The organism is Mesorhizobium sp. M8A.F.Ca.ET.057.01.1.1 (genome assembly GCF_003952565.1).
Lineage (GTDB): Bacteria > Pseudomonadota > Alphaproteobacteria > Rhizobiales > Rhizobiaceae > Mesorhizobium.
In genome coordinates, this window is the sequence record NZ_CP034454.1 from 1,638,323 (window position 1) to 1,650,544 (window position 12,222).

The window sequence follows — 12,222 nt, forward strand, 5'->3', positions numbered from 1 at the left end:
CGGCGGGAAATGCGCAAATGACCGGACCGTCCGGCCTGCGTCCGGTCTTCATACGCGCCATCGCTGATGTCGGCGTCTTCTCGCTGCTGATCAACATCCTGCTGCTGGTGATTCCACTCTACCTGCTGCAGGTTTATGACCGCGTGCTGCCGTCCTCCAGCGTCGAGACGCTTGTCTACCTTTCGGGCATCGCGGTTCTCGCGCTCGCCTTTCTCGGGTTGCTGGACGCGATCCGTGCCGTTTACACGCAGCGCGTCGCGGCGACCGTCGACCGCAAGCTGGGTGCCGGCACCTTCGCCGTTTCGCTCGGCGCAAAATATGCCGGCGGCCTGTCGCCGCTGCGCGACCTCGCCTCGGTCTGCGCCTTCATCAGGTCGCGGGGCGTGGCGGTGCTGTTCGACCTGCCCTTTGCCCCTGTCTTCCTTGCCTTGCTCTATCTCATCCATCCGGTGCTGTTCTGGGTGACGGTCGCCGGCGCGGTGCTTCTGATTTTCCTGGTGGTGGCCAACCAGCTCGCCATCGGCCGGAACGACGCCTTGTCCACGGAGCGTTCGGCTCTGGCCAGCCAGGCGGAACAGGCCTTTGCCCGCAATGCCGAGACGCTGCGCGCCATGGGCATGGTGGAGAATGCCTCGCGGGTCTGGGGACGGCACGTAGCGGCGGCGCTCGCCTTCCATGACCGCTCTTCAAGCGCCAATGCAATCTTCAGCGGCGCCTCGCGGGCGTTGCGCATGATGCTGCAACTGGCGATCCTCGGCGCCGGCGCATGGCTGGTGCTTCAAGGGCAGATGACAGCGGGCATGATCTTCGCCTCGTCGCTGGTCTCGTCGCGCGCGCTGCAGCCGCTCGACCAGCTGATCGGCGCCTGGCGGCAGATCGCCGACGCCCGGCGCGCGTGGACGCGGCTGGAGAAGGCGCTTGCGGCGCGTCCGGCCGAGCCGCGAAAGCTGATCCTGCCCGATCCGGCAGGCGCGATTTCCGCGCAGGATGTTTTCTTCATGGCGCCGAATGCCCGGCCCGGCACCGAGCCCATCCTCAAGCGGCTTACCTTTGCGATCGGCGCCGGCGAAGCGTTGGCGATCGTCGGCCCGAGCGGCGCCGGCAAATCGACGCTCGCGCGGCTGCTCGTGGGCGCCGCCCAGCCGACCGGCGGCTCAATCAGGATCGACGGCGCCGATCTCGGGACATGGGACGAAAGCCAGCTCGGAAAGCATGTCGGCTACCTGGCGCAGGAGGTCGAGCTCTTCCCGGGATCGATCGCGCAAAACGTCGCCCGCTTCGACCCGGAGGCGGACGATGCCGCCATCGTGGACGCGGCACGGCGCGCCCAGGTGCATGAGCTGATCCTGGCGCAGCGCGACGGCTACCAGACCATGATCGGCCCGTCGGACAGGGCGCTGTCGGGCGGCGAGCGCCAGCGGATCGGGTTGGCGCGCGCCTTCTACGGCAATCCGCGGTTCCTGGTGCTCGACGAGCCCAGTTCCCATCTCGACGGTAGCGGCGAGGCTGCGCTCGAGGCGGCGCTTTCGGCCGCGCGGACGGCGGGCGTCACGGTCATCGTGATCACCCATCAGCCTTCGATCGCGGCTGCTTGCGATCGCGTGATGCTTTTGCGCGGCGGCATGATCGAAGCCTTCGGCCCAAGCAGCGAGATGCTGCGGCGTTCGGTCATCGGCAAGGGCGCCCAGCAGAGCACGGTGGTGACCGGGTCGTTCGTCCCGACGATCCGCGCGGGTGGCAGTTTCGGATCGTGAGATGACGACACAGAGCATCGCCTTGGACAGCCGGCCACGCACCGACATAAGACGCGTGGCCCTCACCGGCTATGCAGCCATGGCGCTGCTGGCGGGCGGCTTCGGCTACTGGGCCGTCAGCGCGCCCTTGTCCGGCGCGGTGATCACCCAAGGCACGATCTCGGCGACGGGAGGAAACATCCAGATCCAGCATCGCGAGGGCGGTATCGTGCAGGCGCTGCTGGTCCATGAAGGCGATCGCGTGCAACTGGCCCAGGATCTGGTCGTGCTGGATCCAACGGCCGCGCAGGCCGAGCTCAACCGGCTGACGAGACAGTCGATCGCGCTCAGGGCAAGCGCGGCGCGGCTGGAGGCGGAACGCGACGGGTTGGACAGGCTGGCGCCAATCGCCAAAGCGGCGCCGGCACCTTTCCAGCCGGATTTCGAAACCCTGATTCGAGAACAGCAAAAGGAATTCGATGCCAGGCTCGCCCGGTTCCGGTCGGAACAATCGATCCTGGCACAACGGGTCGCCATGCACAGGCAGTCGGTGGTGGGATTGCAAGCCCAGAAACAGGCCATTCAGCAACAAGCCGAAGTCGTCAAGAAAGAACTCGGCATCAAGACCGGCCTGCTGGACAGGGGCCTCACCAACCGTACCGAATACTCCCAGCTGTTGCGCAGCGAGGCCGATCTCGTCGGGCAGGCCGGGATGCTGGAGGCCAATCTGGCAACGGCCAATACCCAGATCGTCGAGGCCCAGGAGCAGACCGAGCGCCTGACCACGCAACGCGTCGAGGAGGCGCTGACGAAACTCGACGACGTTCGCTCCAATCTGGCCGATGTCGAGGAACAGATCAGGGCGGCGGAGGCGGTGCTGCAGCGAACGACGATCAAGGCGCCGGCGGCAGGCATCGTGGTGTCGTCGACCTACAATTCCAAGGGCAGCGTGATTGCTCCGGGCGAAAAGATCATGGAAATCCTGCCCACCGCGTCCGGCCTGGTCGTCGATGCGAAGCTGCGGCCGAAGGACATCGACCAGGTCCGTGTCGGTCAGCCGGCGAAACTGCGATTGTCCGCCTTGAACGCGCGGCTCACGCCGGAGGTTTCAGCCACCGTGACACAGATTTCGGCGGATCGGCTCATCGACCCGGCCACGCGTGAACCCTATTTCCGCGCCAAGTTGACGATTGCCGCCGAACTGCCGCCCGGCGTGAGACGCGACCAGCTTTATCCCGGGACGCCGGTCGAGGCGTTCATCAGCACGGGCGACCGCACCTTCCTGGAGTATCTCGCGCGGCCGATGCTCGATTCATTCGCGCGGGCTTTCGCGGAGCAGTAGATCGCAGCCCGGCGGTCAACCGGCGCGCCGCTAGAGCCGTTCCGCGTTTCACGGAATCGCGAACGGCTCTAACTCTTTGTTTTACGCAATTCCGAACGGAAAACCGTTTCACATTTTTCCTGGAATTGCTCTAGTAACCGCCCTCGGCGTTGGACATTTGAACGGTCAGCGCGCCACTTCGCGGTGGCCGCTGGGCAGGCGGGTGGCGATCAGCTTGTCGATGCGGCGGCCATCGAGATCGACCACCTCGAAGCGCCAGCCCTGGGCGTCGACGCACTCGCCGGTCGCCGGCAGATGGTGCATGTGCGACAGCACATAGCCGGCGACGGTCTCGTAATCGCGGTTCTCCGGCAGATCGATGCCCAGCACCTCGGCCATCTCGTCGGCCTGCATGTAACCGGCGAGCAGCCATGAGCCGTCGTCGCGCTGGACGGCGTTTTCTTCCTCGCCGGCCTCGAGGTCCGAGCGGAAGACGCCGGTGATGGCTTCCAGAATGTCGGCGGGCGTGACGATGCCTTCGAAGTGGCCGTATTCGTCATGCACCAGCGCCATCGGCACGTCGCTTTCCTTCAGCTTCTGCAGCACGTCGAGCGCGTCGGCCTGGTCGTGCACGATGGGTGCCGCGCGCACGTATTTGCGCGGGTCGAGCGCGCGGCCGCCGAGCAGTGCGGCCAGCACGTCACGCGTCTGGATGACGCCGATCATGGCGTCCACCCCGCCGTCGCCGGCGGGCAGGCGCGAATGCTGGGTGTCCATCAGCAGCTTGCGGATCGTGGTTTCATCGGACTGCAGGTTGATCCAGTCGACATCGGTGCGCGGCGACATGACGGCGCGCACGGCGCGGTCGCCAAGCCGCATGACGCCGGCGATCATGCGCCGCTCGTCGGATTCGATGGTGCCGTGATGCTCGGCTTCGGCTACCAGCATCTTGATCTCCTCGTCGGTGACCTTTTCCTCGCTTTCGCCGCGCTGGCCGAGCAGCCAGAGCACGGCACGGCCCGAAATATCGAGCAGGAAGACCAGAGGCGCCGAGATGGTGGCGAGGATGGTCATTGCCGGCGCGGCTCTCACGGCGACGCGCTCGGGATCGCGCAGCGCGATCTGCTTGGGCACGAGCTCGCCGATGATCAGCGAGGCGTAGGTGATGATGGCCACGACGATGCCGACGCCGAGCGGATCGGCGATGGTGTCGCGGATGCCTGTCGAGCCCAGATACTGCGCCAGCCTCTGGCCGAGCGTGGCACCGGAAAAGGCGCCAGAGAGCACGCCGACCAGCGTGATGCCGATCTGCACGGAGGACAGGAATTTGCCCGGATTGGAGCCAAGCGCCAGAGCGCGGCCGGCACCCTTGACGTTGCGGTCGATCATCGCCTTCAGGCGAGCCGGCCGCGACGAGACGATGGCGAGTTCGGACATCGACAGAAGGCCGTTCACGCAGATGAGGACGACCACGGTGGCGATTTCAACGTATAACATGAGGGGTCAATAGCATTGCCGCACAGCTTTCGAAAATAGTCGGCGACCATTTTAAAAAGATGACGGCGATACGGGCTGATCAGACGGCATCCCAGGGCGGCGACGAGAAATGCTCGACCAGCGCGTCGACGACGACCCGCACCTTGGGCGTCAAGGCTCGTGTCACCGGCCAGATGGCGTGGACGGAAATGTTTTCGACCAGCGTGTCCACCAGCACCATTTCCAGGGCGCCGCTTCTGAGGCTGTCCGCCACCAGCCAGGTCGGCAGGAAGGTGATGCCGCAGCCGGCAAGGACAGCGCCCAACATCGGCTCGCCATTGTCGAACACCAGCCTTGCCCGTGGCGTGAATTTCGCGACATGGCCATCGGCTTGCCTGATGCTCCAGGCGTGGGCGACGCCGTTGCGGGTGTAGCCGATCAGATCATGGCCAGCGAGATCCTCGATCGTCCGTGGCCTGCCGTTTGCGTCGAGATAGGCGGGGGCTGCGCATACGGCCGAGCGCTGGGTATAGAGCCGGCGCGCGGCGAGCGACAGGCTGTCGTCGAGGTCGCCCATGCGGACCGCAAGGTCGATGCCCTCCTCGATGAGGTCGACGCGGCGGTCGTTGAAGGAAATCTCCATGGCCAGGTCGGGAAATCGCTTGGAAATGTCGAACAGCACGGGCGCCACGCAGCGGTGGCCGAAGGCCGAGGGCAGGTCGACCCGAAGCCGGCCCGAGGGCACCTGCCGGCGCGAGGCAAGCAGCGCCTGGGCGGTTTCGATCTCGGACAGCGCCCTGACGCAGGCTTCATAATAGCACAGGCCTTCGCTGGTCGGGCTGAGGCTGCGCGTGGTGCGGTTGAGCAAGCGGATGCCAAGCCGCTGTTCCAGCTGCGCGACCGATTTGCCGACCGCCGATTTCGTCACACGCAGCCGCTCGCCGGCGCCGGTGAAGCTTCCGGCCTCGATCGTTTGAACAAAGGCGACGATGCCTTGCAGATCCGCGGATTCCATCGATCTCTTCCCATTGTAGAAATCTGATCACCAACTCGTTTCCGATTATGGATCATGGGAGCGCTTTTTTCCACAGTGAAACTGCGTAAATTTCTCGCCAGCCATGCAATCGGGAGCAGACGCAATGAAGAGCGACATCAACAGATCCTGGCGGATGACCGGTTTCGGCTTGCCCAGGCTGGAATTGGCCGAAGGGAGCATACCCGAGCCCGGGCCGCATGAACTGCTGGTGCGGATCAAGGCCATATCGCTGAATTACAAGGACAGGATGATCGTCGATGGCGTGCTGATCCCCGACCTTGCCTTCCCGTTCGTGCCGACATCGGATGCCGTCGGCGAAGTGGTGGCGGTCGGCGGCGGTGTCAGCCGTTTCCGGACCGGCCAGCGCGTGCTGGGGCAGGTGATTGCCGACTGGCCGGATGGCGATGCGCCGCCGGTGCTGCACCAGCACACGCTGGGATCGTCGCTGCCCGGCACGTTGAGCGACTATCTCGTCCTGCATGAGGACGCCGCCGTGCTGGCGCCGCCGTCGCTCGGCGATGCGGAGGCCTCGACGCTGCCGATCGCGGCGCTGACGGCCTGGTTCGCCATGGCCGAGGCGACAAGACCGGTGCCCGGCCAGATCGTTCTGATCCAGGGCACCGGCGGCGTTTCCCTGTTTGCGCTGCAATTCGCCCACGCCTTCGGCCTGCGCGCCATCGTCACGTCAAGCAGCGACGCCAAACTCGAGCGGGCAAAGGCGCTCGGCGCCTGGCAGGTGATCAACTATCGCGCTAAGCCGGCATGGGACGAGGTGGCGCGTGAGTTGACGGGTGGCGCCGGCGTCAATCATATCCTCGAAATGGTCGGCGGCGACAATGCGCGGCGATCGCTCGACGCACTGGCCGCCGACGGCCGGCTGTCGATCATCGGCCTGCTGGGCAGCATGGAGCTCAGCTTCCCCATCGTGCCCTTCCTGCGCAACCGTATTGTCGTGCAAGGCATTTCGATCGGCCACCGCCGCGCCTTCGACCGGATGAACCAGGCGATCGAGGCGCTGGCGATCAAGCCGGTCATAGACAAGGTCTTTGGTTTCGACGAGGTGCCACGGGCCTTCGAGCATCTGGAGAAGGGGCCGTTCGGCAAGATCGTCATCGCCACGGCCTGACCTCTGGTCACCGCAACTGCGTCAGCACGCCGACGATCGCCTTGCCATCGGTGAAATAGGGGTCGCCGCCGCCATTGCGGCCGGTTTTGGTGGCGCCGATGCCCGCCAGGTCGCTCGTCGAGGACAACAGGCCGGCGGCGTTGAGATCGCCGATCACAAAGTCGCGTTCGGCATCGATGTCGGGACTGATATGATGGGTGATGGCGCCCGTGTCGTGGCTCAAGCCGACACCGCGATCGAAGCTGGCGGCGCCCAGCCAGAGCGGCCTGCCATCATCGCCGACCGTATCCGTCCGCCAAAAGCGGATGTGGTGGCGCCGGTCAGCACTGTCGCCGACCGGCTTTTCGAAAGCGAGTTCCTGGGCGCGGCCCTCGAACAGCAGGCGGCTCACCGGGGCATCGGGATAGGGGCGGGAAAACAGGACACTCTCGCCGATATCGATGGCGGTCCTCAAGGTGACGGCGTCGGCGGTGTCCCAGCCGGCGACGGCGAAAGCGTGCACCAACTCCTTCTCCGTACCGACCACGCCGACATTGATCGGGTCGCCGGGAATGCCTTGCGGCGTGTGGGTGACCATCTCGAAGCGCTGGCTGCGAAAGCCGCGATCGCGGAATGTCCAGAATTCCGGCGCGGCGACATAGGCGAGCACCACATAGGCGGCCAACAAGGCCGCTACCCAGATCGTAATGCGTCGCTGGAGGCTTCGTTGGCTCATGAAGGAGGCTCGATCCGTGCGTATCTGTTGCCTGACGGTCCTTGGAAATCAATGGCCAGAGACGGGCAGCCGGGCTATCGTCAGCCATCATTTTTTCGTGGGGGCGGGGAATGAAGCGGAAGCCGACCGGCCGGAGAGCGATGGCGTTGACCGCCGATCTTGTCGCCAGGATCGAGCGCGTCGAACCGGATCCCGGGCCCGAACCTGGAACAGCCGAGCATACGGAAGCGGAGTTCGATGAATTGGTCGCTCGATTGCTTGCCCAATATCGGCCCGAAACGCTGTGGGTCTTCGCCTATGGTTCGTTGATCTGGAATCCCGAATTCGTTCCTGTCGAGCAGCGCCCGGCGACGGCGCCTGGATGGCACCGCTCATTCTGCCTGAAGTTGACCCGCTGGCGTGGAACGCGCCAATTGCCGGCCCTGATGCTGGCACTCGATCGCGGCGGCAGCTGCAATGGAATTGTCTATCGATTGCCCGCGGAAGATCATTTCGGGCAAATCGGCCAGCTGATGCGCCGCGAGATCGATGCCAACCCGCCAACCAACGTGCCCTGCTGGATCAAGGTCAAGACCAAGGAGGGTCCGCTGCGCGCCCTGGCTTTCGTCGCCGCGCCGGATGGCAAGGCCTATGCCGGACGGTTGCCGCTGGAGCAGGTCGCGGACACGCTGGCGCGAGCCGCCGGACACTGGGGCTCCTCGGCGCAGTATCTGTTCCGGACTGTCAGCAAGCTCGAGGAAAGCGGTATTCGCGACAAGAATCTCTGGCGCATCCAGGATCTCGTGGCTCAGCGAATTATCGCGGCCACCGGCGACACCTGATCCTTTCCTACCGGCAGGCGCGATAACCGTTCTTGCGGTTCTTGATGTCGAAGTGGAAATGGTTGCGGTGGTCGTAATTGTAGCCGGGGCCGAGCACGGTGGTGAAATACTGGCAGCCGTCGGCGCGCACATTGTTGAGGAAACCCCGGGTGCGGAAGGCGAACAGGCCGGGCTTGCGCACGTCGATGTCATCGCCGTTGTTGAGTTCGATGCTCATGACGTCGAGTGCGTTGCCCTTGCCGTGCTCGGACAGCACGCCCTCACCGGCAATGTTGCGGCAGGAATAGCTCGAGCCCTGGTGGATGGTCCTGACGCCGGAGAAATAGCGCCAGCGGGCGGAGGGAACGAGTTCGTTCTTCGTCCAGGCGGCGAAGGTGGCGGCCATGTCGCAGGTCAGCGTCGCTGCCGGTTTCATCTGGATGCTGCCGATGGCGGTGACCTTGACCGGATAGTCGATGCCGCACTGGCCTTCATGGATCGGCGCCAGGTCGGTGTAGGCGACATCGAGGCGCTTCAGCTGCTGGCGGCAATCGGTTTCGCTGGCTGGGATCTGCTCTACCGGCGACATCGGTTCATCCATGCGTGGATAGGCGGCCTGCGTCACGTAGGGATTGGTCGGGACAAGCCTCTGCATGCCCGTATATTCCGGCACGGCCGCGGTCTGCGAGCCGACATCGACGGCGGGCTGCAACGACAGCACGCTGCCCGTGTTGCAGGCCGAAACCGCGGCCAATGCAAGACCTGTGATCAGTAGCGTCGTAAATCGCGGTTGGCGCGCGATGGGGAGAAACACGGCGCGAAATTTGCCGGCCATTGGCGGAATCCTACTTCTGGATATCCGGCATTTTAACGATCAAGGGTAAAGGAAAACTCAGCGCCCGCGTTCATGCCTGCGGCTGAAATGCGGCGGAGGTTCCGCTCACTGGCAAAACGTACCGCCGTGACGGCGTGGCTCGAGATCAAAATGGAAATGCAGCGCGTGGTCGGCGTCGGCGCCGGGGCCGAGCACGGTCTTGAACGGCCCGCAGGCGGCCTTGCGCACGGCGTCGAGGAATTTGCCGTCCTTTTCCGGCGGCGCCGGGCCGACCTCGATCGTCTTGCCGTCGGACAGCGTAAAGCTGGCGATGTCGAGCGCGTTGCCGAAAGCGTGTTCCGACAGTTTGCGCGTGCCGTTGCGCGGCCGGCAGACGAAGGCCGACGCCTGGCTGATCGATTTGAGGTCGGCGCCGAATTCGGCCTTCGCCGCCGGCTGGATGACGTCGGCAGCAAAACGCACTGCCGCCTCCGCCATCGGGCAGTTGAGTTCGGCGCCGGGGGCAATCGCGATCGACTTGCCGAGCGACTTCAGCACGATCGGGTAGGGGATCGAGCAGCCGATTTCGGGATTGCTCTCGGCTTTGTGGTCTTCGAATTCGACGCCGAGCGTCTTCAGGCGCTCGCGGCAGGCGACTTCCTCAGCCGGCATCTTGTCGGCGGGAAGATCGGCCGAGCGCGGATCGGGCAGCATCTTTTCCTCGTCGCCCGCATCCGCCGGTTTTGGCGTCGGCTGGGGGGCGACGGTCGGCGGCTGAGGCTCGGGCGTCGTGGTGCCGGGCTTTGGCGCCGGTGTCGGCACCACGGCTGGCGGCTCCGGCTCGCTTTCCGTTTTGGCTGGGGGTTCGGGCGGCGTCTGGCTTTTCTGATGGGCCTCTTCGTCCTTGAGCAGATCGGGCGCTCCGCCACTCTTTGGACCTTCGGTGTTCCGTTCCTGCGTCTTTGGAGCGTCAGCCGGACGTGGCTCGGGCACCGGAACATCGGCGGACGGCCGGGCATCCTGCGTTTTTTGCGGTGCCGGATTTGGCGCGAGATGCTGCCTGGCCCGCGCTCTCGGCTGCCGCTTGCCTCTTGGCCGCAGCGGCTGGTCGGCCCGCTGCGTCAGGGGCTGATCCACGCGCGGGCTTAGCGGCCCGTGGTGTCTGTGACGGTGTCTGGCGTCGGCCGGCGTCACCAGCAGAACCGCCGCCGCCAAAAGCAGCGCCAGAGTGCAAAATCGGGAAAAGCTCAGCGTTGCCATCGCTCGGAAACGGCGCCGGTCGGCTGAAGTTGCCTGGACAGGCGCTTCGACCCGATCACAATCGGTTACCTCCGCGTTACGCGCCGATCGCTTCCAGCCCCTCTTCCAGCAAGTCGGCGAGCAGCGGCATGCCGAGCAGGTATTTCGCCGTGCGCTTGTTGGCGCGTTCTCGCGCCGCCGCCACCGCTTCGGCCCATTCCGAGGCGTCGTAGTCGCCGCGGCCGACCCAGGCCAGCGCGATCAGCTCGGCGGCCTCGTCGATATTGAGGTCGTTGATCAGCTCGCGCAGCTCTTCCTCGGTGAGGTTTTCCGAGCTTTCCTCGGCAAGGCCGTCATGGTGGTGGTTGTCATGCCTGTCGCCGTCGAACTCGACCTCGTGTTCGGCGCCGTCGGCGTAGTCCTCGTTGACGGCCGCGCTCAGCGCCTTGGCCTTGAGGATGAACAGCCGCACGGTGTCGGGTCCGATCGTCAGATCCCAGTCCTTTTCAAGCCGCCGCTGCACGGGCCTCTCCGTCAGTCATTTGCCGGATGATACCGGATTTGCGGCATCCGTCACCTCATGTTCTCCAGGCGGGCTTTTTTCCGGGATGAAACGCGGACCGCTCGGCGTTAGTGTGGCATTGTCACACCCTCAGGAGGTTTCCATGAATAAAAGAGTGCTTATCCAGGCGGCGGGCGCGCTTGTCGCTCTGCAGTTCCTCGCCGTTCCGGCGTTTGCCGCCGGCAGCAGCGGCGGTGGCAGCGACCAGACTGTCACCCAATGCAAAAAGGGCGAGGTCTGGGATAAGAAGAAGCAGAAATGCGTGCCGCCCAAGGAAGGCATGCTGGACGACGACAGCATCTATGATGCGGGCCATGCGCTGGCGATGGCCGGCCGCTACGACGAGGCGATCTCGGTTCTCGTTCTGGCCGCCAACAAGCAGGATCCGCGCATCCTCAACTATCTCGGCTATTCGCACCGCCATTCCGGCCGCGTCACCGTCGGCCTTGGCTATTACGAGGAAGCGCTGCGCATCGACCCGAATTACACGCTGGTGCGCGAATATCTCGGCGAGGCGCATCTGCAGATCGGCGACCTGGCCGGCGCCCAGCAGCAGCTGGCGGAGATCGAAAAGCGCACCGGCAAGGGTTCGCGCGAATACGGCATGCTGTCCGAGCAGATCGAACATTTCATGAGAAGCTGATCGGGCTCCATGGTTTCTCGAAGCGGCCGCGAGCGATCGCGGCCGTTTTCGTTCGCTCCATTCCACAGCCACCTTCGCTGACAAAAGAAGGGATGATTTTTACAAAACCGATTTTTGAGCGTGAAAAGCCCGCAAAGATTGCTATATTCAGGGAAATTGCGGTGAAACGGTTCCGTTAGCCCGAGGCTGCCGGACCGTTTTCTTTTTGTACCCAACGACAAGGCTTCCCCCGAAACGCGGGGGCGGCGGCAGGAAAGGTCAGGCACTATGAACAAGGTCCCGATGACAGGCGAGGGGTTCGCGTCATTGAAGGAAGAACTGCGTTGGCGCCAGCAGGAAGAGCGGCCCCGCATCATCGAGGCGATCTCCGAGGCGCGCTCGCATGGCGACCTGTCCGAAAATGCCGAATACCATGCCGCGAAAGAGGCACAGAGCCTCAATGAGGGCCGCGTCAACGAACTCGAGGATTATATCGCGCGCGCCGAGGTGATCGACGTCACCAAGCTCAGCGGCGACAAGGTCAAGTTCGGCGCCACCGTGGTGCTGGTCGACGAGGACACCGAGGAGAAGAAGACCTACCAGATCGTCGGTGACCAGGAAGCCGACGTGAAGTCCGGCCGCATCTCGATCTCCTCGCCGATCGCGCGCGCTCTGATCGGCAAGGAAGTCGGCGACGCCATCGAGGTCAACGCGCCTGGCGGCGCACGCGGGTACGAAATCGTCCAAGTGCAGTTTATCTGAGGGCGTGGGCTGGGTG

At 64.6% G+C, this 12,222-nt stretch carries 12 protein-coding genes; 6 read left to right on the forward strand and 6 right to left on the reverse strand.

All coding sequences use genetic code 11. The features are described 5' to 3' along the window. Nucleotides 1-17 precede the first annotated feature (17 nt). Nucleotides 18-1,754 (forward strand): type I secretion system permease/ATPase, encoded by a 1,737-nt coding sequence (locus tag EJ077_RS07350; protein ID WP_208700808.1) that lies wholly within the window; start codon nt 18-20, stop codon nt 1,752-1,754. A gap of 1 nt (nt 1,755) precedes the next feature. Beyond that, a complete protein-coding gene (locus tag EJ077_RS07355) occupies nt 1,756-3,075 on the forward strand; it encodes an HlyD family type I secretion periplasmic adaptor subunit (RefSeq protein WP_208700810.1) in 1,320 nt (439 codons plus the stop codon). Between the two features lie 165 nt (nt 3,076-3,240). On the opposite strand, the gene EJ077_RS07360 is transcribed toward EJ077_RS07355, so the two are convergent. Continuing rightward, nucleotides 3,241-4,551, reverse strand: a complete 1,311-nt coding sequence (locus EJ077_RS07360; protein WP_208700812.1) for a hemolysin family protein — start codon at nt 4,549-4,551, stop codon at nt 3,241-3,243. Nucleotides 4,552-4,630: 79 nt separating this feature from the next. Beyond that, nucleotides 4,631-5,545, reverse strand: coding sequence for a LysR family transcriptional regulator (locus EJ077_RS07365; RefSeq protein WP_208700814.1), 915 nt, complete (start codon nt 5,543-5,545; stop codon nt 4,631-4,633). Nucleotides 5,546-5,669: 124 nt separating this feature from the next. Between EJ077_RS07365 and EJ077_RS07370 the strand changes: the two genes are divergently transcribed. Further along, nucleotides 5,670-6,692, forward strand: a complete 1,023-nt coding sequence (locus EJ077_RS07370; protein ID WP_208700816.1) for a zinc-dependent alcohol dehydrogenase family protein — start codon at nt 5,670-5,672, stop codon at nt 6,690-6,692. A gap of 7 nt (nt 6,693-6,699) precedes the next feature. Here EJ077_RS07370 and EJ077_RS07375 read toward each other — a convergent pair whose 3' ends face one another. Next, complete coding sequence (locus tag EJ077_RS07375) at nt 6,700-7,407, reverse strand: LssY C-terminal domain-containing protein (protein WP_208700818.1); 708 nt, start codon at nt 7,405-7,407, stop codon at nt 6,700-6,702. A gap of 110 nt (nt 7,408-7,517) precedes the next feature. On the opposite strand from EJ077_RS07375, the gene EJ077_RS07380 reads away from it, so the two are divergent. Next, complete coding sequence (locus EJ077_RS07380; RefSeq protein WP_208700821.1) at nt 7,518-8,228, forward strand: gamma-glutamylcyclotransferase; 711 nt, start codon at nt 7,518-7,520, stop codon at nt 8,226-8,228. Between the two features lie 7 nt (nt 8,229-8,235). On the opposite strand, the gene EJ077_RS07385 is transcribed toward EJ077_RS07380, so the two are convergent. The 3 genes from EJ077_RS07385 to EJ077_RS07395 form a co-directional block, all read right to left on the reverse strand. After that, nucleotides 8,236-9,042: an extensin family protein gene (locus EJ077_RS07385; protein WP_208700823.1), complete on the reverse strand. Its 807-nt coding sequence runs from the start codon at nt 9,040-9,042 to the stop codon at nt 8,236-8,238. A 105-nt stretch (nt 9,043-9,147) separates the two neighbouring features. Next, complete coding sequence (locus EJ077_RS07390; protein WP_245458660.1) at nt 9,148-10,158, reverse strand: extensin family protein; 1,011 nt, start codon at nt 10,156-10,158, stop codon at nt 9,148-9,150. 199 nt (nt 10,159-10,357) lie between these two features. After that, nucleotides 10,358-10,783, reverse strand: a complete 426-nt coding sequence (locus EJ077_RS07395; RefSeq protein ID WP_127873474.1) for a DUF3775 domain-containing protein — start codon at nt 10,781-10,783, stop codon at nt 10,358-10,360. A gap of 142 nt (nt 10,784-10,925) precedes the next feature. On the opposite strand from EJ077_RS07395, the gene EJ077_RS07400 reads away from it, so the two are divergent. Both EJ077_RS07400 and greA read left to right on the forward strand, forming a co-directional pair. Further along, entirely contained in the window at nt 10,926-11,465 is a 540-nt protein-coding gene (locus tag EJ077_RS07400) for a tetratricopeptide repeat protein (RefSeq protein WP_208700827.1), read from the forward strand. A 267-nt stretch (nt 11,466-11,732) separates the two neighbouring features. After that, nucleotides 11,733-12,206: a transcription elongation factor GreA gene (gene greA, locus EJ077_RS07405; RefSeq protein ID WP_023671981.1), complete on the forward strand. Its 474-nt coding sequence runs from the start codon at nt 11,733-11,735 to the stop codon at nt 12,204-12,206. Nucleotides 12,207-12,222: the final 16 nt, after the last annotated feature.

Excerpts from the sequence above, each read along its gene's own strand:
- EJ077_RS07355 (WP_208700810.1), top strand. The coding sequence starts at position 1,756 with ATGACGACACAGAGCATCGCCTTGGACAGCCGGCCACGCACCGACATA.
- EJ077_RS07360 (WP_208700812.1), bottom strand. The coding sequence starts at position 4,551 with ATGTTATACGTTGAAATCGCCACCGTGGTCGTCCTCATCTGCGTGAAC.
- greA (WP_023671981.1), top strand. The coding sequence starts at position 11,733 with ATGAACAAGGTCCCGATGACAGGCGAGGGGTTCGCGTCATTGAAGGAA.
- EJ077_RS07385 (WP_208700823.1), bottom strand. The coding sequence starts at position 9,042 with ATGGCCGGCAAATTTCGCGCCGTGTTTCTCCCCATCGCGCGCCAACCG.
- EJ077_RS07380 (WP_208700821.1), top strand. The coding sequence starts at position 7,518 with ATGAAGCGGAAGCCGACCGGCCGGAGAGCGATGGCGTTGACCGCCGAT.
- EJ077_RS07375 (WP_208700818.1), bottom strand. The coding sequence starts at position 7,407 with ATGAGCCAACGAAGCCTCCAGCGACGCATTACGATCTGGGTAGCGGCC.
- EJ077_RS07400 (WP_208700827.1), top strand. The coding sequence starts at position 10,926 with ATGAATAAAAGAGTGCTTATCCAGGCGGCGGGCGCGCTTGTCGCTCTG.
- EJ077_RS07370 (WP_208700816.1), top strand. The coding sequence starts at position 5,670 with ATGAAGAGCGACATCAACAGATCCTGGCGGATGACCGGTTTCGGCTTG.
- EJ077_RS07350 (WP_208700808.1), top strand. The coding sequence starts at position 18 with ATGACCGGACCGTCCGGCCTGCGTCCGGTCTTCATACGCGCCATCGCT.
- EJ077_RS07365 (WP_208700814.1), bottom strand. The coding sequence starts at position 5,545 with ATGGAATCCGCGGATCTGCAAGGCATCGTCGCCTTTGTTCAAACGATC.